Origin of the sequence: Streptomyces cucumeris, from assembly GCF_024295805.1 — a bacterium.
GTDB lineage: Bacteria > Actinomycetota > Actinomycetes > Streptomycetales > Streptomycetaceae > Streptomyces > Streptomyces cucumeris.
This window is the reverse complement of the sequence record NZ_JANCLX010000017.1, coordinates 52,051-75,596: the sequence shown is the minus strand read 5'-3', so window position 1 is coordinate 75,596 and position 23,546 is coordinate 52,051. Positions and strand designations below refer to the sequence as shown.

Below are 23,546 nucleotides of genomic sequence, written 5' to 3'. Positions count from 1 at the left end.
GGCACCACCGTGCGCCGGGTCCGCCCCCGCCGCATGCCGGACGGGCGGATCAGCCGGGGACCGTCAGGGCCTAGACTCCGGTCCGTACGGATCGTCGAACACACGAGGTCGACGAGGAGCAGGCCAGAAAGCCAGGATCAGGGAGCGAGGGGCGGACGTGCCGGAGGCGACGACCGTGCGCACCACCACCAGCGTCCAGCTCGCGGCCGACTACTTCCACGGATACGCGGTGGTCGGTCTGCTCGGAGCGGTCGGGGTGATCTTCGTCGCCGTGGCCTTCGGGGCCGGGCGGCTGCTGCGCCCCGTGGTGCCGACACCCGAGAAACTGCTGACGTACGAATGCGGTGTGGACCCCGTGGGCGAGGGCTGGGCACACACCCAGGTCCGCTACTACGTCTACGCTTTTCTGTATGTGATTTTCGCGGTGGACTCGATCTTCCTGTTCCCGTGGGCGACGGTCTTCGCCGCGCCCGGCTTCGGTGCCGCCACGCTGGTGGAGATGTTCATCTTCCTCGGGTTCCTCGCCGTAGGTCTGCTGTACGCATGGAAGAAGGGCGTCCTGGAATGGACGTGACACCGACCCCGACGCCGACCCCGGTGGACCTGCCGGAGCCCCGCCGCCTCGGCGCGCTCGCCCGGCTGGCCCCCGAGCCGATGAAGGTGGTCCTGAACTGGGGCCGCCGCTACAGCCTGTGGGTCTTCAACTTCGGGCTGGCCTGCTGCGCCATCGAGTTCATCGCGGCCTCCATGGCCCGCCATGACTTCATCCGGCTCGGCGTGATCCCCTTCGCGCCGGGGCCGCGCCAGGCCGACCTGATGGTCGTGTCCGGCACGGTCACGGACAAGATGGCGCCCGCGGTGAAGCGGCTGTACGAGCAGATGCCGGAACCGAAGTACGTGATCTCCTTCGGGGCCTGCTCCAACTGCGGCGGCCCGTACTGGGACTCGTACTCGGTGACCAAGGGCGTCGACCAGATCATCCCCGTCGACGTCTACGTCCCCGGCTGCCCGCCCCGGCCGGAGGCCCTGCTCCAGGGCATCCTCAAGCTCCAGGAGAAGATCGCCCGGGAGTCGCTGGGCGAGCGCTACGGAGCGGACGCCGCCGCGGGCCGGCCCTCCACGGCCGCCCTCCGCAGCAGCCTGGTCACGCCCCCGCAGCAGGCTCCGCAGCAGCCTCCGGCGCAGGAAGACACCCCATGACCGAGCAGCGACCCGAACCGACCGAGCCCCCGGAGGAGACGGCGCCGGCCGATCAGGCCCCGGCCGCCGCGCCGCCCGTGGGCTGGCTGCCGCGGTCCGCCGCCGAGCTGTTCGGCGAGGGCGCCACGGCCGAGGAGGCGTACGGCCTGCTCACCGTGGACGTTCCCGCCGACTCCTGGACCGCGGCGCTGGAGACGGCCCGCGACACCCTCGGCTGCACCTACTTCGACTGGCTGAGCGCGGTCGACGAACCGGGTACGGGGTTCCGTGTCTCCGCGTACGTCGTCGCGCTCGGTGCCCCGGGGGCCCCGGGCCCCGCGGTGCGCACCCTGCTGGTCCGCACCACCGTGCCGCACGACGCGCCCGCGCTGCCCACCGCCACCGGTGTCTACGCCGGTGCGGCCTGGCACGAGCGGGAGACCCACGAGATGTTCGGGATCGGCTTCACCGGCCATCCCCATCTGGCGCCGCTGCTGCTCCCCGACGGTTTCGAGGGCCATCCGCTGCGCAAGGACTTCGTCCTGGCGGCCCGGGTCGCCAAGGCGTGGCCGGGTGCGAAGGAGCCGGGGGAGTCCGACCACGGCGGTCCCAAGCGGCGGCAGATGCTGCCGCCCGGCGTTCCCGACCCCAACGAATGGGGCCCGCTCAAGGGCCAGCTACCGCCCGCCCCGGCCCGTCCGGCCCGCGGCGCCCGCGCGGCCGGTGGCGCCCGTGCGGCGGGCGAGCGCCCGGTGCGGCGCACCCGTACGGCGAGCGCGGGCTCGGCGAGCCAGCAGACGCCTGCGGCGGACACGGCGGCCGAGCCGACGGCGGAGACGTCTGCGACCACGACCCCGGCCGAGCGCCCGGCCCGCCGCGCGCGCAGCGCCGGTGAGGGCTCGGCAAGCCAGCGCGAGACGAAGGCCCCCGAGGCCACCGGCATCCCGGGTGCGGAGACTCCGGCCTCGGACGCCGCCGCCCCGGCCGCGCCGGAGGCCCCGGCGCCGGAAGCCGCTCCGGACGAGCGGCCCGCGGGCCGTACGCGGTCCTCCGACGCCCCCTGGCACCACGCCCGCCCGGCCCACGACGACACGTCCGCGGGCGATACCGCGCCCGCGAAACCGGCAGCCGATGCGGCGCAAGCCGAGCGGCAGGACGCGGCGGAACCGGAGACCGCGAAACCGGAGGCCGCGGAACCGGAGACCGCGAAACCGGCGGCCGAGGAGCAACCCCGCCCGTCCGGCGAGGACCCCCGCCCCGACGAGAACACCACCGACGACCAGCCAGGAGGCACCGGGTGAACGACGTCCTCGACGTCGCGCTGCGACTGCTCGCCCTGCTGCTCGCCTTCCTGGTCCTCCCGCTGCTCGTCGGACAGACCGAGCACAAGGTGATGGCCCATATGCAGGGCCGTCTCGGACCGATGTACGCGGGCGGCTTCCACGGCTGGGCCCAGCTCGTCGCGGACGGCGTGAAGTTCGCGCAGAAGGAGGACATCGTCCCGAACGGGGCGGACCGGCGGATCTTCCAGCTCGCGCCCGCCGTCGCGCTGCTCCCGTACCTCCTGGTGCTCATCGCGATCCCGGTCGGCCCCGCCGAGGGCGCGGTCGGCCAGTTCGTGGACGCCGGGATCTTCTTCGTGCTCGCCGTGATGGGCGTCGGCGTGCTGGGCTCGCTGATGGCGGGCTGGGCCTCGGCCAACAAGTTCTCGCTGCTCGGTGGATTGCGGACGGCCGCCCAGCTCATGGCCTATGAGCTGCCGATGCTGCTCACCGCCGCGTCCGTGGCGATGGCCGCGGGCACCGTCTCGCTGCCCGGCATCCTCGACGCCTTCGAGTGGTGGTGGGTGCCCTGGCAGATCGTCGGCGGGGTGGTGTTCTTCACCGCGGGCCTGGCCGAGCTGCAGCGTCCGCCGTTCGACGCCCCGGTGGCCGACTCCGAGATCATCTTCGGTGCGTACACCGAGTACACCGGACTGCGCTTCGCGCTCTTCCTGCTCGCCGAGTACGCGGGCATCGTGATCCTCTGCGCGCTCACCACCGTGCTCTTCCTCGGCGGCTGGCACGGCCCGTTCGCCGACGACCTCGGCTGGCTGTGGACCCTGCTGAAGACGGCCGTCCTCGCCTTCGTGGTGATCTGGCTGCGGGTGACCTACCCGCGGCTGCGCGAGGACCAGATCCAGCGGTTCGCCTGGACCTGCCTCATCCCGCTCTCGCTGGCCCAGATCGCCCTCACCGGCGTCGTCAAGGTGGTGATCTCCTGATGGGCATCCCCGGTTCCGGTCTGGCCAAGGGCCTGGCCGTCACCCTGCGCACGATGACCCGGAAGTCGCACACCGCGCAGTATCCGGACGCACAGCCCGAACTGCCGCCCCGCACCCGCGGGGTGATCGGGCTGTTCGAGGAGAACTGCACGGTCTGCATGCTCTGCGCCCGGGAGTGCCCGGACTGGTGCATCTACATCGACTCCCACAAGGAGACGGTGCCCCCGGCCGCCCCCGGCGGACGGGAGCGCAGCCGGAACGTGCTGGACCGGTTCGCCATCGACTTCGCACTGTGCATGTACTGCGGTATCTGCATCGAGGTGTGCCCGTTCGACGCCCTCTTCTGGTCGCCGGAGTTCGAGTACGCCGAGACCGACATCCGCGAACTCACCCATGAGCGGGACAAGCTCCGCGACTGGATGTGGACGGTGCCCGCGCCGCCCGCGCTCGACCCGGCCGCGGAGGAGCCCAAGGAGATCGCCGCCGCCCGCAAGGCCGCCGACAAGCTGGCCGCCGCGGAAGCGGCCGCGGCCGCCGAGGCCGCCGGTGCGGACAACGACACCCCCGGCGACACTCCGCGTGGGAACGGAGCCGCCTCGTGAGTTCCGCAGTCCAGCTCGCGGCGGCCACCGGCCACGGGCTCGCCGCCCCGGGCCACGGCTTCCTGTCGCCCACCGGTGTGGAGATCGCGTTCCTCCTGGTCGGCCTGGCCACCCTCGGCGCGGCCGTCGTCACCGTCACCACCCGGCAGCTCGTGCACGCCGCCCTCTGGCTGGTGGTCACGCTCGGCGGACTCGCCGTGGAGTACCTGCTGCTGACGGCGGAGTTCATCGCCTGGGTGCAGGTGCTGATCTACGTCGGCTCCGTCGTGGTCCTCCTCCTCTTCGGGCTGATGCTCACCAAGGCGCCCATCGGCCGCTCGCCGGACGCCGATTCGGGCAACCGCCCGGCCGCGCTCGCGGTGGCCCTCGCCGCCGCGGCCGCCCTGGTCTGGGTGGTCGTGGACGCCTTCCGGACCACCTGGATCGACCTCGACAAGGGCGTACAGGGCTCCACCGCCGTCTCCGGCGAGAGCCTCTTCCGGCACTGGGTGCTGCCGTTCGAGGCGCTGTCCGTGCTGCTGCTCGCCGCGCTCGTCGGCGCGATCGTCCTGTCCCGCAGGAACGGCGACACCGGCGGCACCAGCGGCACCACTGGCACCGGCGGCACCGGCGGCGACAAGGGCGCCCCCACCCGCGGCAAGGAGAAGCGCTGATGCATCTCGCCTACCCCGCCGTCCTCGCCGTCCTCCTCTTCTGCACCGGTCTCTACGGCGTGCTCGCCCGCCGCAACGCGATCCTGGTGCTGATGTCGGTCGAGCTGATGCTCAACGCCGTCAACCTCAACCTCGTCGCCTTCGACGTCTGGCTCCGCGACACGCTGCACGCGGGCCAGGCGCTCACCCTGTTCGCCATCGCCATCGCCGCCGCCGAGATCGGCATCGGTCTCGCCATCGTCCTCCTCGTCCACCGCAACCGCGGCACCGCCGACGTCGACCGGCTCCGGGACCTCGCCGACCCCCCTCCGGCCGGTACCCCCGCGGCTGACGACAGCGTGACAGCCCCCACCGACAACGGCGCCGACGAGGCAACTCCCGTCCGGAGGCAGACCGCGTGACGACCACGACCGCCGCCGTTCTCGTCCCCCTGCTGCCCTTCCTCGGCGCCCTCGTGGGCCTCGGGGCGGGCCGCCGCGCTCCCGGTTTCGTCCGTCCGCTGGCCGTGCTGCCCACCCTGGCCGCGACCGCGCTCGCCGTCCTCGTCGCCGTGCGCCAGGGCGGGGGAGAGGGCTCCGGAACCGCGCCCCTGCACGCCTCGACCCGGCTCGCCGACACCGGCTCGGTCCCCGTCGACCTCGCCCTGAACGTCGACGGGTTCGCCGCCCTGGTCGCGGTCCTCGTCGGGGTGGTGGCCTGCTGCGTCCAGATCTACTCGACCGGCTATCTGCGCGACGACCCGCGCTACTCCTCCTACGCCGCGCTGGTCTCCCTGTTCACCGCCGCGATGATGCTCGTCGTCTACTCGGACGACCTCATCGTGCTGCTGGTCGGCTGGGAGATCATGGGCATCTGCTCGTACTTCCTGGTCGGCCACTACTGGGAGACCGCGGCCGCCCGGTCCGCCTCCCTCAAGGCGTTCCTGGTCACCAAGCTGGGCGACGTCCCGTTCCTGATCGGCCTCTTCGTCCTCGCGGGCGACACCGGCACCTTCAGCATCAGCGGTATCGTCACCCGGCTCACCTCGGACTCCGGCGCCCCGCTGGACCATCCGACCCTGATCGCGCTGCTGCTGCTCGCCGGGGTCGCGGGCAAGTCCGCGCAGTTCCCGCTGCACACCTGGCTGCCCGACGCGATGGCCGGTCCCACCCCGGTCTCCGCGCTCATCCACGCCGCGACCATGGTGGCCGCCGGTGTCTACTTCATCGCCCGGCTGCTGCCCGTCTTCCTCTCCTCCGCCGCCGCGCTCGCCGTGCTCGCCGTCATGGCGGCCGTCACCATGGTCGGCTCCGCGCTCGCCGCGCTCGCCCAGGACGACATCAAACGCGTCCTCGCCTACTCGACGGTCGGCCAGCTCGGCTACATGACCGGGGCGCTGGCCGTCGGCGACCGCGGCGCCGCCGTCTTCCACCTGATCGCGCACGGTGCGTTCAAGGCGCTGCTCTTCCTCGGCGCGGGCGTGATCATCCACGCCGCCGGCACCAACTCGCTGGCCGCCATGTCCCGGATGAGCGGTCTCACCAAGCGGATCCCGGACGCCTTCTGGACGGTGACGGTCGCGCTGCTCGCGCTCGCCGCCATCCCGCCCTTCGCGGGCTTCTTCTCCAAGGAGGCCGTGCTCGGCGCCGCCGAACACGCCGCCACCGGCCACACCGCCGACATCCCCGAGGGCGTCGGCTGGACCGTCCTCCTCGCCGGACTGCTCACCGCCCTGCTCACCGCCGGGTACGCCGCCCGGCTGTGGCTGATGGCCTTCCACGGCAAGGGCGAGCCCGTCCCGGACCACGGGAAGCAGCCGGTCGCCATGAACGCCGTGCTGTGGGTGCTGTTCGTGCCCACCGCCGCGTTCGGCCTGGGCTACGGCGCCCTGCCCGACTGGTTCGACGGCGAGAGCCTCACCCCGACCCTCACCACCTCCGTCCTGGGCACCGGTATGGCGCTCGCCGGAGCCCTGGTGATGTACGGCGCCTGGCGGCACACCTCCGCCCGCGCCGCCCGCGTCCCGCTCGGCGCGGTCGCCGCCCACCCCGACGCCGCCGACGCCGTCTCCGAGGCCGAGGCGATCGCCACCCACGAGGCCGCCTACGGCTCCGTCGCGGCCGCGCCCGACCCGGCCGACCCCGGCCGCCTCCTGCTCGGCCCGCTGCACCGCCACGCCGCCACCGGCTTCCACCTCGACGCCGTCTACGGCGCGCTGTTCGTCCGCCCGGTGCGCGCCGCCGCCGGTCTCGTCCGCTTCCTGGACCGCGAGGTCATCGAGACCTACGTACGCGGCTTCGCCGCCGCGCCCGGCCTGTTCGGCGCCGCCGTCCGCCGGGCCCAGACCGGCAATGTGCAGACCTACCTCGGCGCACTGCTCGCGGGCTCCCTCGTCCTGGCCGTCGCCGCCGTCCTCGTCGCAGCGGGAGCCTGACCCGTGAACCACACCGCCCTGCAAGTCCTCCTCCTGGCCCTGGTCGTGCTGCCGCTGCTCGGCTCCGTCGCCGCGCTGCTCCCGGCCCCGCCCGGGCTGCGCGGCCGCGGCCCCGAGCAGGCCGTGCTCCGGCACGGGGTGACCGTCACCGGTGCGGTGCTGGCCGTCGCCATCGCCCTGACCGCCGGGTTCGACCACGACCGACCGGCCCGGATGCAGGCGCAGACCGACGTCAGCTGGATCCCGGCGCTGGACATCCGTATCCACCTCGGGGTGGACGGCGTCTCCCTGCCGCTGCTGGTGCTGACCGCGCTGCTGACCTTCCTCTGCGCGCTCTACGGCTACTTCAACCCGCCCGCCGGGGGGTCGCCGAAGGCGTTCGTCTCGCTGCTGCTGCTCCTGGAGGGCGGCACCCTCGCCAGCTTCGCGGTCCTCGACCTGATGCTGTTCTTCCTGGCGTTCGAGATGGTGCTCATCCCGATGTACTTCCTCATCCACCGATGGGGAGGCGCCGAACGCGAGCGCGCCGCCTGGCGGTTCATCCTCTACACCCTGCTCGGCTCCGTCGTGATGCTGCTGGGCCTGCTGCTCGTCGGGCTCAAGGGCGGCACCTTCGACATGGTGGCGCTCGCCTCTGACAACGGCTCCGGGCTCAGTCACACCACCCAGCTGATCGCCGCCCTGGCCATCATCACCGGACTGGCCGTCAAGGCCCCGATGTGGCCGCTGCACAGCTGGCTGCCCGACGCCCACACCGCCGCCCCCACCGTCGGCTCCGTCCTCCTGGCGGGCGTCCTGCTGAAGATGGGCACCTACGGGCTGGTCCGCATCGTGCTGCCGATGACCCCCGACGGTGCCCACACCTACGCGCCCTACCTCGCCGCGTTCGCCGTCATCGGCATCCTCTACGGATCGCTGGCCTGTCTGGCGCTGGCCCGTTCCGGGGCCAAGGGCGACCTCAAGCGGCTGATCGCCTACTCCTCCGTCGGCCATATGGGCTTCGTACTGCTGGGCATCGCGACCCTCACCCCCACCGGGGTCAACGGTGCGCTGTTCGCCAACATCGCCCACGGCCTGATCACCGGACTGCTGTTCTTCCTCGTCGGCGCGCTCAAGGACCGCACCGGCACCACCGACCTCGACCAGCTCTCCGGCAGCAGCGGCGCGGCCCTCTACGGACGGGCGCCGCGCCTCGGCGGACTGCTCGCCTTCGGCGCCGTGGCCTCCCTGGGACTGCCCGGACTCGCCGGGTTCTGGGGCGAGATGCTCGCCATGTTCGGCGCGTTCGAACCCGCCGAGGGGCTCAGCCGCCCGGCGTTCCTCACCTTCATGGCGCTCGCCGGGTTCGGCACCCTGCTGACCGCCGCCTACATGCTCATCGTGGTCCGGCGCGTCTGCATGGGCGACCACCCGGCCGAGCCCGGGCAGCACCCCGCCGAACCCGGGGCGCGGCCCGCCCTGGCCGACGTCCGCGGCCACGAGGCCGCCGCATGGAGCCCCCTGGTGGCCCTCACCGTCCTCACCGGGCTCTGGCCCGCGGCCCTCCTCGGCCTCAGCGACCCGGCCGTGCAGCAGCTCCTCGCGGGAGGCAAGTGATGACCCCGATCGCCCCGGGCACCTCCGGGCTCGCCGCGGACGCCCCCGCGCTGGCCGGGAGCCTGGTCCAGTCGGTCGACTGGCTCGCCATCGCCCCGCCCACCATCGCCGCCGTGGCCGCCCTGGTCTGCCTCGTCGCCGACCTCTTCCTGCCCGAGCACCGCAAACCGCTGCTGGGTTCGCTGGCCATCGGGGGCCTGGCCCTGGCCGCGCTCAGCCTGCTGCCGCTGCTCGACGGCGACCGCTCCACGTTCTGCCTGACCTCCGACGCCGAGGTGTGCAGCTACACGGCCGACAGCTTCGCGCTCGTCATCCAGTTCCTGGTGCTCGGCGGGGCGCTGCTCACCGCGCTGCTGTCCATCAGCAACATCGCGGATCTCAAACTCCCCGCGGGCGAGTTCTGGTTCCTGCTGCTCTCCTCCGCCTCCGGCGCCGCCCTGCTGCCCGCCTCCCGTGATCTGGCGACCCTCGTCATCGCCCTGGAGGTGGCCTCCCTCCCGGCCTTCGCCCTGGTCGGGCTGCGCCGCGGCGACCGCCTCTCCTCCGAGGCCGCGCTGAAGTTCTTCCTCTCCTCGGTCACCGCGACCGCCGTGATGCTGCTGGGCGTCAGCTTCGTCTACGCCGCCACCGGCAGCCTCCACCTCTCCCGGATCGCCGAGGGCCTCGGCCACGTCGACCCCCGGCTCGACACGCTCGCCCAGGCGGGCGTGGTGCTCACCCTGGTCGGCTTCGCGTTCAAGACCGCGGCCGTCCCCTTCCACTTCTGGGTCCCGGACACCTATGTGGGCGCGCCCGTCCCGGTCGCCGCGTACCTCTCCGTCATCGGCAAGGCCGTCGGCTTCTCCGGTCTGATCCTGGTGACCGTCCTCGCCTTCCCGTCCTACGCCGATGTGTGGGGCCCGGTGGTCGCCGTCCTCGCCGCGCTGACCATGACCGCGGGCAACGCCGCCGCGCTGCGCCAGCGCCCCGAGCGCCCCTTCAGCGCCGTCCGGCTGCTCGCCTGGTCCTCCGTCGCACAGGCGGGCTACCTGCTGGTGCCGATCGCCGCCGCCGGGTACGGGGACAGCGACCGGGAGATCTCCCACGCCGTGGGCTCCACCGTCGCCTACGCCCTGATGTACGCGGCCGTGAACCTCGGCGCGTTCGCCGTGGCCGCCCTGGTCGCCCGTTCCCGTCCGGGCAACCGGCTCACCGACTACCGCGGTCTGTACGCCACCCGCCCGGCCGCCGCCCTCGCCCTCGGCTTCTTCCTGCTCTGCCTGGCCGGACTGCCCCCGGGCATCATCGGGCTCTTCGCCAAGGTGGCCGTCTTCTCCGCGGCCGTCGACGCCGGGCTGGGCTGGCTGGCCGTGGTGATGGCCGTGAACGTGGTGATCGCGCTCTACTACTACCTCCAGTGGACCGCGGCGCTCTTCCGCACTCCCGCCGACGCCCCCGCCGACGCCCCTTTGGGGGAGACGGCCCTCCCCCGGACGGCGGGTGCCCCGCTCACCGCCGCCATCGGCCTGGCCGCCGTCCTCGGCATCGCCCTGTCCGGCGCCCCCCAGCTCGTGCTCCGCTTCGCCTCGGGCACCCTGCTGTGATCTGATCCTCACCGGTCTGCCGCCCCGGCGGTGTGCACAAGGGAACTAGTGGTCCTCACCTGGCGTTGACCAGTTCGGGAGGGTCCACTGGAAGGTGGAGAAACCGACCGAAGGTTCCCCCGCGGCACTACTTGGGAGGGCGTACCGTGCACCGCCGGCACAACGGGCTGAAGACCGCCGTACTCCTCGGGGGACTGTCCGCGCTCATCATCGTGATCGGCAGTCTCTTCGGGCGTACGGGACTGATCATCGCGGTCTTCGTCGCCCTCGCGACCAACGCCTACGCCTACTGGAACAGCGACAAGCTGGCCCTGCGCGCCATGCGCGCCCGCCCGGTGAGCGAATTCGAGGCGCCCCAGCTCTACCGCATGGTCCGTGAGCTCTCCACGGCCGCCCGCCAGCCGATGCCTCGCCTCTACATCTCCCCGACCGAGGCGCCCAACGCCTTCGCCACCGGACGCAACCCGCGGAACGCGGCGGTGTGCTGCACCGACGGCATCCTGCGGCTGCTCGACGAGCGTGAGCTGCGCGGGGTGATCGGCCATGAGCTGAGCCATGTCTACAACCGCGACATCCTCATCTCCTCCATCGCCGGTGCCCTCGCCACCGTGGTGATGTTCCTGGTCAACTTCGCCTGGCTGATCCCCTTCGGCCGGTCCGACGACGACGAGGGCCCCGGCTTTCTCGGCATGCTGCTGATCATGATCCTGGGCCCGCTGGCGGCCTCCCTGATCCAGCTCGCCGTCAGCCGCTCCCGCGAGTACGAGGCGGACGCCTCCGGCGCCCAGCTCACCGGCGACCCCCTCGCCCTCGCCAGCGCCCTCCGCAAACTGGACGCCGGCACCAAGCAGCTTCCGCTGCCCCCTGAGCCCCGGCTGGAGACCGCCAGCCACATGATGATCGCCAACCCCTTCGGCGCCGGTGGCGGCATGTCCAAGCTCTTCTCCACCCACCCGCCCATGGCGGAGCGCATCACCCGCCTCGAGGAGATGGCAGGCAACCAGCGATGAAGACGCTCCTGAACATCATCTGGCTGGTCCTGGCCGGCCTCTGGATGGCCCTCGGCTATGTCCTGGCCGGTGTGCTGTTGTGCATCACCATCATCGGCATCCCCTTCGGGATCGCCTCCTTCCGCATCGCGGGCTTCGCCCTCTGGCCCTTCGGCCGTATGGCCGTCCCCCGCCGCGACGCGGGCGCCCCCTCCTGCGTGGGCAATGTCCTCTGGCTCGTCCTCGCGGGCTGGTGGCTGGCGCTCGGCCATATCGTCACGGGCGTCGTGATGTGCCTGACGATCATCGGCATCCCGCTGGGCCTGGCCAACTTCAAGCTCATCCCGATCTCCCTCACCCCCCTGGGCCACGAGATCGTCCCCACGGACCAGCCCTTCGCGGGCCGCTGAGGCGGGGCCTTGAGGCCGGGTGCGCCCCTCCAGGGGCGCACGGACCGGGACTTGAGGTGCCCAACTCGGCTCGCCTCGTAAGTCGGCGCATCGACAGCGGGGCTCTCCGGGAGTGTGGCGAGCGGATCGACGGGACCGTCCGGGGGAGCACGACATGACGACGCCAGGAGCCATCACTGTCGAGCGAATGGACGGGCGCGCCGCGGCGCGGGCCGAGGGCGCGATCCGGCTGATCTACGCCGAAGCCTTCGCGGAACCGCCGTACTACGAGACCGCGGAAGATGTCGACGCCACCTTCCGCCGCTTCCGTTCCCAGACCCGCAAAGACACTTTCCGAGCCATCCTCGCCCGGACCGAGGACGGAGAGCCGGCCGGCATGGCGTACGGCTACCCGCTGGGCCGCGACACACGGTGGTGGGACCAACTGACCGAGCCGGTGCCCGACGATATGCGGCGCGAGACCGGGAACCGCACCTTCGGGCTCATGGAGCTCGCCGTTCGCGGTCCGTGGCGAGGCCGTGGCATCGCCCACCGCCTGCACCGGGCGCTGCTCGACGGCATCGAGGCCGAGCGGGTGATCCTCAACGTCCACCCGGACGCCAAGGCGGCGTCGGCCGCATACCGGGCGTGGGGCTACCGCAAGATCGGCGAGGCACGTCCCTGGCAGGGGGCTGACCTCCACGACGTGCTGCTCCTCGACCTCCGCTGAGCGGCCCCGTACCCGGCCCCTCACGACCAGTGCTCCGCGCCGGTCCGGCGCGGAGCACTGGTCTCGCCCATCGCAGTGGGCACTACGAGCCCCTGTGGCATTCACACAGGTCAGAGAGGGTCTAGCGGTAGTTCACAAACTGGAGCGCGAAGTCGAAGTCCTTGCCCTTGAGCAGGGCGATCACCGACTGGAGATCGTCGCGGCTCTTGGACGACACCCGCAGCTCTTCGCCCTGCACCTGCGCCTTGACGCCCTTCGGGCCCTCATCGCGGATGATCTTGGCGACCTTCTTCGCGTTCTCCTGGGTGATCCCCTCCTCGATGGAGGCGAAGATCTTGTACTCCTTGCCCGACGCCTGCGGCTCGCCCGCGTCCAGCGACTTCAGTGAGATCCCGCGCTTCACCAGCTTGGACTGGAAGACATCGAGGATCGCCTTCACCCGCTCCTCGGAGTTGGCGCGCATCTCGATCTTCTCGCCCGACCACTCGATCGAGGCACCGACGTTCTTGAAGTCGTAGCGCTGGGAGATCTCGCGGCTCGCCTGGTTGAGAGCGTTGTCGACCTCCTGCCGCTCGACCTTCGAGACGATGTCGAAACTGGAGTCGGCCATCTTGAGTTGGCTCCTCGTACGTAGATCCGTCAGTGGTACGGCCCCACGGACCGCACCAGCCAGCCTAGCGATCTCGGCCATGATCCAGAGGCGATCAACCGGGTGGCGAACCACCCCTCCGCATCAGGTATTGTTTACGTCGTTGCCAGGGAGCAGCGACGCGCGAGCGGAGCACCTGGCCACATCCCAGGCGGTGTGCCCGAGTGGCCAATGGGAGCGGACTGTAAATCCGTCGGCTTAGCCTACCCAGGTTCGAATCCTGGCGCCGCCACACTGGGAAGACGGCCCCCGAGCTGCGGAAACGCGGCCGGGGGCCGTTGTCGTTCCTGTCGTCGGCAGCGGGGTGCTGTCACGCTCCGTAGCGTTCCTGCCCGCTCTCCGCCAGTAGCTCTGGGCGGGCTGTGGACGACGGCCACCCGCTTCTCCGTGCCGACGCGGAGACACTCCACGCGCCTCATGGGCGCACCGGCAACCATTCGGTGGCGCTTGCTGCTTGGGCCGCCGTCTTCTTCTCCGACCGTCACCGTTGGGCTCGGCTCCGGCTGCGGTAGGCCGCTGACATCGAGGCGGCTCGCCCCGCTTCCCGCGCCCGGCGGATCGGCCCGCCAGTGCCCCCGTCCTGCCCGAGGCACCGGCCCCACCGTTCGGGTGATTGCTCCGGCGACGGACATCACCGGATATCCGGCTGTCCAAACCAAGTGGACATACTGTGTGAATGACCGCACAAAAGACAATTCCTCCCCTGATTCACCAGACATGGAAAGACGCCGACCTCCCTCCGGCATGGCAGAAGTGGTCCGAGTCCTGGCGGCTGCACCACCCCGGCTGGGGCTACCGGTTGTGGACGGACGCGGACAACCGTGCCTTTCTCCAGGAGCACTATCCGTGGTTCCTGCCGGTCTACGACGGCTATCCCGAACCGATCATGCGGGCCGACGCGATCCGCTATTTCCTGCTCGACCATTTCGGCGGCCTCTACGTGGATCTGGATTTCGAGTGTCTGAAGCCGGTCTCCGAACTTCTCGACGGGCGGGAACTCGTCCTCGGCTGTGAACCCGAGGTGCACACCCGGTTGTTGCTGGCCCGACGGCGCGGATTCACCCGCATCGTCGGCAACGCGTTCATGGCGTCACGGCCGGGCCACCCCTTCTGGGCGGCCCATGTGCACCGTCGGCTGGTCGGTGCCCACAAGCTGCCGGGCACGCTCGACACGACCGGCCCGTTCTTCCTCACCAGGGCGGTCGACAGCGCCCCGGAGGCGGACTCGATCACGGTGGTCGGCGCGGAGGCGCTGTATCCGGAGGTGAGCCCGTACGCGACGGAGCTGTTCGGCCCGCAGGAGGCCGATTACGACCGGGCCTACGCGGTGCACCACTGGTCGGACAGCTGGGCCTGCGACACCGCGACCGCGCCGAGGGTCTCGGCGGGCAGACGGCTTCCGTTCTGGGCGAGCCAGGAGCGGCAACCGGTCGCCGACGGGCTGCTCAACCTGGAGGCGCAGCGCCGCCGTTGGGCCTCGGGCGCGCCGGCGCCGGCCGTGTCCTGTCTGATGGTGACCAAGGACCGCTCGGCAACCGCACGCCGCGCGATCAGGTGCTTCACCGCTCAGACCTACCCGCATCTGGAGCTGGTCGTACTGGAGGACGGCACGGACGACACGCTCGAGCGGCACATCCGTGACCTGGCCGACCCGAGGATCCGCCATCACCGGCTCCCCCCGGAGCGACGCACCCTGGGGGAGCTGCGCAATGAGGCGGTGGACCGGGCCACCGGGCCGTATGTGTGCCAGTGGGACGACGACGACCTGTACGACCCGGAGCGGGTGGAGACCCAGATGGCGGCGATCCTCGCGCTCGGTGCCGACGCGTGCTTCCTCGCACGTGAGCGGCTGTGGTGGCCCGCCCGTCACAAGCTCGCCATCTCCTGCGCCCGGGTCTGGGAGGGGTCGATGGTGTGCGCGAAGGACCGGCTCCCGCGCTATCCGGCCGAGCGCCGCGGCGAGGACACCCCGGTGGCCGAAGAGCTGGTCCGGCGCTGCCGGGTCGTCTCGGTGGACGCGCCCGACCTGTACACCTACGTGTGCCACGGGAACAACACCTTCGACGAGTCGCACTTCGCCGAGCACTTCGAGGTGGCGACCCAGATGTGGGCCGAACCCGTCGCCTACGCCGAGCAGTTGCTCGCCATGGCGGCCCGGCTGCCGCTCGAGCCGGGGGACATCGCACACGCCGAGACCCCCGAGACCGCCGCAGGCGCCGCGTGCACGGACGGGCGGAAGCCGCGGCCGGCCCCCGAGCCCGCCCCGGCACCGGCGAGCGAGCGGCCCACGGTGCTGGTGCTCACGCCCCTCAAGGACGCGGCCGCGTTCCTGCCCGGTTATCTGGACCGCCTGCGCCTGCTGGACTACCCGCGCGAGGCGATCTCGCTGGGCCTGCTGGAGGGCGACAGCACGGACTCGACCCGGGAACTCCTCCAGCAGATCCTGCCCGGTATCGAGTCGGAGTTCCGGCGGGTGACCCTCGTCCACCGTGACTTCGGACTCCAGCTCGCCGGACCCCGCTGGGAGCCGGGTATCCAGCGCCGGCGCCGGTCGGTGCTGGCCAAGGTGCGCAACCACCTCCTCGCCCGGGCCCTGGCCGACGAGGAGTGGGTGCTGTGGCTTGACGCCGATGTCACCGGCTACCCGGAGGACCTGGTCCAGCGCCTGCTCGGCGCGCGCAAGGACATCGTCGTCCCGCACTGCGCCACCGCACCCGGTGGGCCGACGTACGATCTCAACACCTTCGTCCTCAAGAGCGGAGCCGGCCGGCTCAACTGGGACCAGTGGCTGCGCGACGGCATCCTTCAGCCGCCCAGGGGGTTCGGCCGGACGTACCTCGACGAGCTGCGCGGACGCGGACTCGTCCGTGTCGACTCGGTCGGCGGAGCCGCGTTGCTGGTCCGTGCGGAGCTGCACCGCAATGGCCTCATCTTCCCCTCCTTCCCCTACCGGCAGCTCATCGAGACCGAGGGGCTGGCCGCGATGGCCCTGGACATGGGGATCGCCTGCTGGGCGCTGCCCGATCTGGAAGTGGTGCATCCACACCACGGCGCACGGCAGCCGGAGCCCGTCCCCCTGGCCGTCACGCACGGTGAGTAGTCACTTTGACACATTGGGTGACGAAATTTACGGTGGCTTTGCTGCCCGCGCCGCGAGGTACACCGGCAGTCCGGGGCAGCTCTCCCGCACCCAAAGGAAAGGTGCTGCCGTGAAATCCCGTGTCATGACCTCATTGGCCCTCCCTGCCGCGCTGGCCACGGCCGGACTGCTCAGCGGCGCGGAGGCGGCCTACGCCGCCATCGCCCCGGACGCGCAGACGAGGACGGCGACGTACGGCTACCCGGGACAGCCGATGGGCGACGACGTCACCCTCACGTCCGGGACCAGCCACCCCTGCGAGCCGATCGGCAACGTCACGATCACGGATTACGGACCCTGCTGTCCACCCGTGAACAACGTCACCATCGCGGACTACGGGCACTGCTGCCCGCCCGTGAACAACATGACCATCACGGACTACGGGTGGATCTGCGAGGTCGATGACGACTTCGGACGCGAGAGCCGGATCGGCCACTTCCGCGAGTACACGGACGACGCCTACGACCCCCGTCGTGAGCAGCCCGCGCGCGGCTAGCCCGGGATCCGTCGCCGAGTCCGGCCGTGGGCCCGCGGAAGCGGGCCCCGGGGGGACGGCCGGCGCCCGGAACACCGGCTGCCGGCCCGCCCGATGCCCACTTCCCTTCCCCTTCCCGGCCCGAACCGAAAGACGGCGCATGCCCCACAACCCCGACCCTGTGGTCTCGGTGGTCATCCCCTGTCATGACTACGCCCGCTATCTGCCCGAGGCCGTGTCCAGCATCCTTGCCCAGACCTTCCAGGACTGGGAGCTCCTCATCGTCGACGACGGCAGCACCGACGACACCGCCGAGGTGGCCCGGTCCCTGGTCGCCCGCCACCCCGACCGCCGCATCAGGCTCGTCCAGCGGGCGAACGGCGGTGTCTCGGCCGCCCGCAACACCGGGATCGAGGCAGCGGCCGGCCGCTACATCCTTCCGCTGGACGCCGACGATGTGATCGCCCCCACGATGCTCGAGAAGACCGTCGCGGTCCTGGAGGACAACCCCGGCATCGCGATCGCCTCCACCGACGTGTTCACCTTCACCGACGACGATCTGCCCCCGCAGGCGATGTCCCTCCCCGCCTACAGCCGGGAACTGATGCTCCAGCGCCTGATCATGTTCTACTGCTCGCTGTACCGCCGGGAGGCGTGGCAGACCGTGGGCGGCTACGACGAGAGCATGCGGGCCGGAGAGGACTGGGACTTCTGGGTCGGCTGCGTCGAGCACGGCTTCGATGCCCACCACATTCATGAGCCGCTGTTCGGGGCGCGCAACAAGGACACGGGACTGCATGTGGAGGCCGCCGAGAACGACCTGGCCATCCGGGCGCGGATCGTGGCCAACCACCCGAGCCTGTTCAAGCCGGTCAGCCGTGACTGGGCGCGGGCCGTGCTCGGTCAGGGCGCGGAAGCCTGGCTGCGGGACGACCACGTGCCCGACGACATCCTCACCCGGGCCGCCGAGATGGATCACTTCCTCACCGCGGTGATGGCCCTGCAGCGCACGGCGCGGGTTCAGCACTACCACATCCAGCGGCTGCAGCAGGAGTTGGCGGCTCACCGCCGCGCGGCCGGCTCTCCCGTCCAGGAGAAGGAGCCGGCCCCGACGGCGGTTTCCACGGTCTAGCGCGGCCCGGCTCCGGCTGAGATGCGGGGGCGGGTGGGGCCGGGCCCGGAGGGGGGCTCCCGTAGTGACGTCTCCGTGCTCCATCAGGAGCATGAGACGTACTCCTCCAAGGTGATTCATCCAATGATATGCACAAACGCGCGATCCCTGTGGAATATCGCTTCCCGCCATGGTTCTGTACGGCGTTCTGGATGGATGCGCGCAATGCGAACGTGATCAGAAGCCTTCCGCTCGGCCGCCGGTGAACCTTTGTATTCACGGCCAGAAAGGCAGGAACATGAAGAAGTTCGCTTGGGCGGCCCGGGGGCTCGCGGCGGCGTCGGGGGTTCTCCTCGTCGGGTCCCTCGTGGCTGTGCCCGCGGTCGCGGACGACGACCCGTCGGTCGCTGCCACCGCTTCCGCCGCTCCCTCGGGTGGAGAAAAGTGCTTGTCGCGGGAGCGCGACGTCAGCTCCGCCGTCGTGGACTATTCGGGCAGTGGTCTGTTCGAGACGGTATTCCGTTCGACGACGGACCGCTGGGGACGCGCCTTCCTCAATGACAGCCGGGGTCCGGGGGTCTGGATCAACCTCAACCTCGTCACCGGGGCTCCGACCTGTACGGAGGACACGGCCGTCTCCGTGACCGAGGAGAACCCCGGGCTCCTCTTCATCACCCTGCTGGGAGGCGACGGAGTGCTGTACGAGGCCCAGTGCGACACATCCAGCACAACTCCCCTCACCCCGGCGAACATCGCGACGGCGTGCGCCCCGGGCTTCACGGCCATCCCGGGTACCCCGGTCTGACGTCAGGGACATCCGGGCGGGACATCCGGGCGGGACATCCGGGCGGAGCAGTGGCGGTGCATGCGGTGGGTTCGTATGCGCCGCTGCGCTGAGGAGACGGCCCCCGAGTCGCGGAAACGCGGCCGGGGGCCGTCGTGGTGCGGCTCGTGGTGAGGAGTGGACGTATTGCCAAGCAGATGTCCACTCGGTGCTCACGACGTACCGGCCGTACTACGGGACCCTGGGCGAGGTAATCGCGGAGTTTTTCCGCGTGACGGGGTGTGGTCACGGGGACGTGCCCGCCGTCGCGCAGTTGGGGGCCGTAGCGATGGATCACGAGCAGGCGGAGTTGTTGAGACGACTCTCCGGCGCGCTCGGTCCGGTGCCACGCCAAGTGTTGGAGCATGCGCAGGCGGTCTTCGGAGAAGGCGTGGTTCGTCGTGATGAGGACGAGAATGCGGACGACGAGCCGGATGACCTGAACGACGAGACCTGCCAGAGCCGTCCGGTTCCGGATTCCACGGGCCGGGGAACTGAGTGAGATGAAAGCGAACAAACCCTTCAGGTATTTACTGTCCACGCTCGTGGCCCTTGTGACACTGGCCTTTCTGGTTCCCGGACCCGCCACCGCGGCCGGCGGGGACGCCGCGGATGGGCCGCTGAAGCCGCTGAGCCAGGACGTTGTCTCGAACTTCCGCCTGCTCATCGACCGGAAAGCGGATTACGACGCCAACGGTGCCGCGATCCGGGGCATGGAGAAGTCCGGCGCCGTCACCAAGGTGGCGCCCGTGGACGTCGCGCTGTCCCGGCAGCACACCGGGCGCCCGCTGTGCCACAGCACCGGGCTCAACGGAACGTTCCAGTACAACGGCTTTTGCTGGGACGAGGAGGACTCGACCACCAACTCCTATTCCGATAAGGGTGGTTGGCGTCCGCAGGGACTGACCGCCTCCCATGACGCCCAGCCCGGTGGCACCGTCGACGGCCGCCACCTCTATCTGGCGAGCTGGCTGTACGGCGACAGCAAGGCGCAGAACCAGTTCGGCCGTGTCTCCATCCTCGATTCGACGGGAAGCGAGCGGACGTACGGCCATGTGCTGCTGGTGAAGCCGACGGGTGACGAGTCGCACGCCGACTTCGAAGCGGTCACGAATGTCCACACCGACGGCATGGTCTGGTACGGCAACAAGCTCTTCGTCGCCAACGGCGGCGAATTGCAGGTCTACGACTTCCAGCACCTGTGGAAGATGAAGACCAGTGCCGAGCGGGTCGGCACCAAGGACGGTGTCTCCTCGGCCCGCTGGCACAACTGGGCCCTGCCCATGGTGGGCCGCTACAGCATCGAACCCGGCAAGGACCCGCGGTACTGCCCCGCCGATCCCAGTACGAAGCGCTCGTGCCTCGGTTCGCTGAGCCTGGACCGCAGCGGCCCGGTGGACCATCTCGTGTCCGGCGAGTACTACGGCCCGAAGAGCAATCCGGTCGCCCGGGTGGTGCGATGGCCGCTGAACCCGTCGACCGCCCTTCCCCGCGCGGACAACGGCGACACCATCGGTTCGTCCACCGCGACCGGGGCCTTCCATGCACCCGTCCGCCAATTGCAGGGCGTCGCCACGGACGGCACGTACTACTACCTGTCCGCCCAGTGCCCCGATGGCTACATGGGCGACGCCGATCCCACGGACAGGCACTCCTACTCCTGTATCTACCAGGCGAAGCCCGGTGAGGTGCCGACCGTGCTGACCCGCTCGCCCAGCCTGACGCAGAACCTCTCGTACGCGCCGTCCTCCGGCCGGCTGTGGGGCATCAACGAGGACATCGGGAACAACGTCGTCTTCTCGCTCAAGCCAAGGGCCGCCGATCACAGCGTCTATCTGCGCAACTCCTACAGCGCCCTGTGCGCGGGCGGCGGCAACAAAACGGGGAACGGCGCTCCCGTCATCCAGTGGGGCTGCACCAACGCGCGTGATGAGCGCTGGGTGTTCGAGAAGACCGAGGACTCCGACGGAAAGACCGCGTACTTCCTGCGGAACGAATACTCGGGCAAATGCATGGGGGTCGGGTCCACGCTCGACAACAGCGCCAAGGTGATCCAGTACACCTGCAACGGCGCGGTCGACGAGAAGTGGTGGTACGACACCGGCGGTAAAACCCTGCGCAACGTCTACTCCGGGAAATGCCTCGCCCTCGGCGCCACCGCCACGAAGGGCACGCAATTGATCCAGTACACCTGCAACGGCGCATCCGATGAGAGCTGGCAGCAAGTGCCCCGCTGAAGCGCTCAGGGGCGGAGTTCCCCGGGTGGGGGAATTCCGCCCCCGACGGAGCCTTGCCTGCCCGTGAAGTCTTCCGCCACCTGATACGAAATGTCTCACTTGACGCACCTCTGCCGAGGGAGACCCATGGGCTGGAGACTCACACGCAGGACGGCGGTGTCGGCGGTGATCGCCGGGGCGATCGCCGTCGTCACCGCGGGGCTGCCGCCGGTCGGCGCCGGAACGCGGGCGGAGGCGGCCCCGTCCCTCGGGACCGTGGCCGCGCCCGCACCCCCGCCCGTGCCCGTGGCCGCGGCCACCGAGGGGCGGCACGGGACGGGCACCCCGCCACCGCCCCGGCTGCCGCGGAACTTCCGCGGAACCGGCAAGTGGATCGTCCGGGACCTGGGTATCACCGTGCCGTTCACCTGGGAGGGGAGGGACGGCGAGAGCCAGATGACCGCGGGAGGGCCGCAGTACCCGATCTGGTTCACCAACCTGATCTACCGCGACACCCTCTACACCCTCACCTACAAGTGGCCGGGCGTGACCGAGCATCCGTGCTCGCAGTTCCCCGGGTTCAACCTGGAGCGGCTGAACGAGGGGCTCGCGGGCGCGCGGTTCGTCGGCCGGGAGGTCCTCCAGGGGAACCCGGACCGGCGGGTGAACCACTGGCGGGTCGGTGTCGTCCGGCCGCAGCTCCCTCCGGGGGCGTACCCGCGGCTGCCGCTCGCCCTCGGGCGACATCTACGTCGACCAGCGCGACCGGGGGACGTTCTGGCAGGTGCTCCAGTTCGGCATCCAGAACCTCTACGACCCCGAGCTCGACGAGTGGGCCGTGATGGACACGTTCGAGCGCACGCCCGGTACGGTCACGCTTCCCCCGCGGTGTGCGACACCGGCGTGACCCCCTCGCCCGGTCCCCGGCCCCTCCACTCCGGGGCCGGAGACCGGGCGTGTTACTCTCCGGGAGGAGCAGTGACACCAGGTCGACTGCCGGAGCGGACATGGGAGGTGAGTTGATGACTGCCGTAGAGGCCACTGCCGTGTGCAGTGCCCGGACCATCCTCACGTCCCGGGCCCCGGTCTGACCTGACGTTCCCCCTGCCGCGAGCGCGGCTGGTCTTCGGCGCTTGGCGCATATCGGGGCCCCTTCCCAAGGGTCTCTACGTTGTCTCAACCTTTTTCGAACACACCTTCCTCCGGCCTGCCGCCACATGGCGCTGACGGCCTGAACGGTGCGAACGGTCCGGATCCGGTGACCACGGCGCTCTTCGCGCTGCACCAGGGCCTGCCCCGGCAGGGCCCCGGATCGGACGCCACCACCGCACGGCTGCTGCGTCTGGCCGGTCCGCTGCCCCCGCGGCCGCGGATCCTGGACCTGGGCTGCGGCCCCGGCCGCTCCGCGCTGGTGCTGGCCGCCGCGACCGGGGGCCATGTCACCGGCGTCGACCTCCACCAGCCCTTCCTCGACGAGCTGTTGGGCGCGGCCGCGCAGGAGGGACTGAGCCCCCGGATCGCGGCGCTCAACCACTCCATGGACGAACCGCCCTTCACCGACGGGAGCTTCGACCTCATCTGGGCCGAGGGCTCGGTCTACAACATCGGCTTCCGGACGGCGCTGCGCGCGTGGCGCCGCCTGCTCGCGCCCCGCGGCGTGCTGGTCGTCACCGAGGCCGAATGGGCCACGTCCCGTCCCGCCCCGCGGGTGCGCGCGTTCTGGGACGCCGCCTATCCGCTGCGGTCCCGGTCCGACAACGTTCGTACGGCGGAGGAGGCCGGGTACCGGGTCGGGGCCCACCATCCGCTGCCCGACGGCGACTGGTGGACCGAGTACTACACACCGCTGACCCGGCGTCTCGCCACCGCCGACCCGGACCGGCCAGGAATGGCGCAGGCCGTCGCCGCGGTGCGGGAGGAGATCGACCTGCGCCGGAACCACGGTGCGGACTACCGCTACGCGGGCTACGTCCTGCACCCGGTCACCCCCGACGCCGACCCCGACGCCGACCCCGACGCCGACCCGGCGCACCCGCCCGCTGCCCCGGGCCGTCTGACGGCCGATCCCTCGTCCACGGCCGCCGACCCCGGGAGTGGGGCCGACGACCCCGCGCGCCCCCGTACCGCACCGCTTCCCCCGGGCACCACCGAGCCCCCGTACGAACGGAACGCCATGACCGTCTGGACCACCCGCCCCGAGACGCCGGGCGACGCCGAAGCCATCCGCGCCGTCAACGTCGCGGCCTTCCCCACCGCCGGGGAGGCGGACCTCATCGAGGCCCTGCGCGCCGACTCCGGCGCGTGGATCGACGGACTGTCCGTCGTGGCCGAGCACGAGGACGGAACGCCGGCCGGGTACGCGCTGCTCACCCGCTGCCACGTCGGCGGCCGGCCCGCGCTCGCCCTGGCCCCGTGCGCGGTGCTCCCCGCCCACCAGGGCCGGGGTGCCGGATCCGCCGCCATCCGCGCCGCGCTGGAAGCCGCCCGGTCCATGGGGGAGAACCTCGTCGTCGTCCTCGGACACGCCGACTACTACCCCAGGTTCGGCTTCGCCCCGGCGTCCCGCCTCGGTATCCGGGCCTCCTTCGAGGTGCCGGACGAGGCGCTGATGGCCCTCGCGCTGGACCCGTCGCGCCCGGTGCCGTCGGGCGTGATCGAGTACCCGGCCGCCTTCGGCGTCTGACCCATCGGTGGGGTGTCCGCACCCGCGGGCACCCCACCCTCGCCGTCCGTGCC

General features: G+C 71.1%; 23 protein-coding genes and 1 tRNA gene. 22 read left to right on the top strand and 2 right to left on the bottom strand.

Features of this window, described 5'->3' with window-relative positions; translation table 11 throughout:
- Positions 1-157: 157 nt before the first annotated feature.
- From NMK44_RS24020 to NMK44_RS23960, 13 genes are all read left to right on the top strand, one after another.
- Positions 158-574 (top strand): NADH-quinone oxidoreductase subunit A, encoded by a 417-nt coding sequence (locus tag NMK44_RS24020; protein ID WP_176181380.1) that lies wholly within the window; start codon positions 158-160, stop codon positions 572-574.
- The gene (locus NMK44_RS24015) at positions 565-1,200 is read left to right on the top strand and encodes an NADH-quinone oxidoreductase subunit B (RefSeq protein WP_254746362.1); all 636 of its coding nucleotides are present in this window, start codon (positions 565-567) and stop codon (positions 1,198-1,200) included. The genes NMK44_RS24020 and NMK44_RS24015 overlap by 10 nt, the downstream gene beginning before the upstream one ends.
- Entirely contained in the window at positions 1,197-2,480 is a 1,284-nt protein-coding gene (locus NMK44_RS24010) for an NADH-quinone oxidoreductase subunit C (protein WP_254746360.1), read from the top strand. Before NMK44_RS24015 ends, NMK44_RS24010 begins: the two co-directional genes overlap by 4 nt.
- Complete coding sequence (locus NMK44_RS24005) at positions 2,477-3,442, top strand: complex I subunit 1/NuoH family protein (protein ID WP_254746358.1); 966 nt, start codon at positions 2,477-2,479, stop codon at positions 3,440-3,442. Before NMK44_RS24010 ends, NMK44_RS24005 begins: the two co-directional genes overlap by 4 nt.
- The gene (locus NMK44_RS24000) at positions 3,442-4,044 is read left to right on the top strand and encodes a NuoI/complex I 23 kDa subunit family protein (RefSeq protein ID WP_254746356.1); all 603 of its coding nucleotides are present in this window, start codon (positions 3,442-3,444) and stop codon (positions 4,042-4,044) included. The genes NMK44_RS24005 and NMK44_RS24000 overlap by 1 nt, the downstream gene beginning before the upstream one ends.
- A complete protein-coding gene (locus NMK44_RS23995; protein ID WP_254746354.1) occupies positions 4,041-4,697 on the top strand; it encodes an NADH-quinone oxidoreductase subunit J family protein in 657 nt (218 codons plus the stop codon). Before NMK44_RS24000 ends, NMK44_RS23995 begins: the two co-directional genes overlap by 4 nt.
- Positions 4,697-5,098 carry an NADH-quinone oxidoreductase subunit NuoK gene (gene nuoK / locus NMK44_RS23990; protein WP_254746352.1) on the top strand — a complete coding sequence of 134 codons (402 nt, stop codon included), beginning with the start codon at positions 4,697-4,699 and terminating at the stop codon, positions 5,096-5,098. The genes NMK44_RS23995 and nuoK overlap by 1 nt, the downstream gene beginning before the upstream one ends.
- Positions 5,095-7,110: an NADH-quinone oxidoreductase subunit 5 family protein gene (locus NMK44_RS23985; RefSeq protein WP_254746350.1), complete on the top strand. Its 2,016-nt coding sequence runs from the start codon at positions 5,095-5,097 to the stop codon at positions 7,108-7,110. Before nuoK ends, NMK44_RS23985 begins: the two co-directional genes overlap by 4 nt.
- 3 nt (positions 7,111-7,113) lie before the next feature.
- The gene (locus NMK44_RS23980; RefSeq protein WP_254746348.1) at positions 7,114-8,706 is read left to right on the top strand and encodes a complex I subunit 4 family protein; all 1,593 of its coding nucleotides are present in this window, start codon (positions 7,114-7,116) and stop codon (positions 8,704-8,706) included.
- Entirely contained in the window at positions 8,706-10,289 is a 1,584-nt protein-coding gene (locus NMK44_RS23975) for an NADH-quinone oxidoreductase subunit N (protein ID WP_254746346.1), read from the top strand. The genes NMK44_RS23980 and NMK44_RS23975 overlap by 1 nt, the downstream gene beginning before the upstream one ends.
- A gap of 146 nt (positions 10,290-10,435) precedes the next feature.
- The gene (gene htpX, locus NMK44_RS23970; protein WP_254746344.1) at positions 10,436-11,299 is read left to right on the top strand and encodes a zinc metalloprotease HtpX; all 864 of its coding nucleotides are present in this window, start codon (positions 10,436-10,438) and stop codon (positions 11,297-11,299) included.
- Positions 11,296-11,688 carry a YccF domain-containing protein gene (locus NMK44_RS23965; RefSeq protein ID WP_254746342.1) on the top strand — a complete coding sequence of 131 codons (393 nt, stop codon included), beginning with the start codon at positions 11,296-11,298 and terminating at the stop codon, positions 11,686-11,688. The genes htpX and NMK44_RS23965 overlap by 4 nt, the downstream gene beginning before the upstream one ends.
- A 154-nt stretch (positions 11,689-11,842) precedes the next feature.
- A complete protein-coding gene (locus NMK44_RS23960) occupies positions 11,843-12,397 on the top strand; it encodes a GNAT family N-acetyltransferase (RefSeq protein ID WP_254746340.1) in 555 nt (184 codons plus the stop codon).
- Between the two features lie 121 nt (positions 12,398-12,518).
- On the opposite strand, the gene NMK44_RS23955 is transcribed toward NMK44_RS23960, so the two are convergent.
- Positions 12,519-13,007, bottom strand: a complete 489-nt coding sequence (locus NMK44_RS23955) for a YajQ family cyclic di-GMP-binding protein (protein WP_254746338.1) — start codon at positions 13,005-13,007, stop codon at positions 12,519-12,521.
- A 189-nt stretch (positions 13,008-13,196) separates the two neighbouring features.
- Here NMK44_RS23955 and NMK44_RS23950 point away from each other — a divergent pair.
- The 7 genes from NMK44_RS23950 (at position 13,197) to NMK44_RS42445 (ending at position 20,831) form a co-directional block, all read left to right on the top strand.
- A tRNA-Tyr gene (locus tag NMK44_RS23950) sits at positions 13,197-13,278 on the top strand.
- A 444-nt stretch (positions 13,279-13,722) separates the two neighbouring features.
- Positions 13,723-16,146, top strand: coding sequence for a glycosyltransferase (locus tag NMK44_RS23945; RefSeq protein WP_254746336.1), 2,424 nt, complete (start codon positions 13,723-13,725; stop codon positions 16,144-16,146).
- 109 nt (positions 16,147-16,255) lie between these two features.
- On the top strand, positions 16,256-16,681 hold the full coding sequence (locus NMK44_RS23940; protein WP_254746334.1) for a hypothetical protein: 426 nt from the start codon (positions 16,256-16,258) through the stop codon (positions 16,679-16,681).
- A 139-nt stretch (positions 16,682-16,820) separates the two neighbouring features.
- Positions 16,821-17,792: a glycosyltransferase family 2 protein gene (locus NMK44_RS23935; protein WP_254746332.1), complete on the top strand. Its 972-nt coding sequence runs from the start codon at positions 16,821-16,823 to the stop codon at positions 17,790-17,792.
- Positions 17,793-18,069: 277 nt separating this feature from the next.
- Entirely contained in the window at positions 18,070-18,576 is a 507-nt protein-coding gene (locus tag NMK44_RS23930; RefSeq protein WP_254746329.1) for a hypothetical protein, read from the top strand.
- Positions 18,577-18,763: 187 nt separating this feature from the next.
- A complete protein-coding gene (locus tag NMK44_RS23925) occupies positions 18,764-19,096 on the top strand; it encodes a hypothetical protein (protein ID WP_254746327.1) in 333 nt (110 codons plus the stop codon).
- Between the two features lie 43 nt (positions 19,097-19,139).
- Positions 19,140-20,831: an RICIN domain-containing protein gene (locus tag NMK44_RS42445; RefSeq protein WP_254746326.1), complete on the top strand. Its 1,692-nt coding sequence runs from the start codon at positions 19,140-19,142 to the stop codon at positions 20,829-20,831.
- Positions 20,832-20,926: 95 nt separating this feature from the next.
- Here NMK44_RS42445 and NMK44_RS23915 read toward each other — a convergent pair whose 3' ends face one another.
- A complete protein-coding gene (locus tag NMK44_RS23915) occupies positions 20,927-21,304 on the bottom strand; it encodes a hypothetical protein (RefSeq protein ID WP_254746324.1) in 378 nt (125 codons plus the stop codon).
- Positions 21,305-21,492: 188 nt separating this feature from the next.
- Between NMK44_RS23915 and NMK44_RS23910 the strand changes: the two genes are divergently transcribed.
- Together NMK44_RS23910 and NMK44_RS23905 are read left to right on the top strand one after the other, a co-directional pair.
- Positions 21,493-21,717 (top strand): hypothetical protein, encoded by a 225-nt coding sequence (locus tag NMK44_RS23910; protein WP_254746322.1) that lies wholly within the window; start codon positions 21,493-21,495, stop codon positions 21,715-21,717.
- Between the two features lie 351 nt (positions 21,718-22,068).
- Positions 22,069-23,493 (top strand): GNAT family N-acetyltransferase, encoded by a 1,425-nt coding sequence (locus NMK44_RS23905; protein WP_254746320.1) that lies wholly within the window; start codon positions 22,069-22,071, stop codon positions 23,491-23,493.
- Positions 23,494-23,546: the final 53 nt, after the last annotated feature.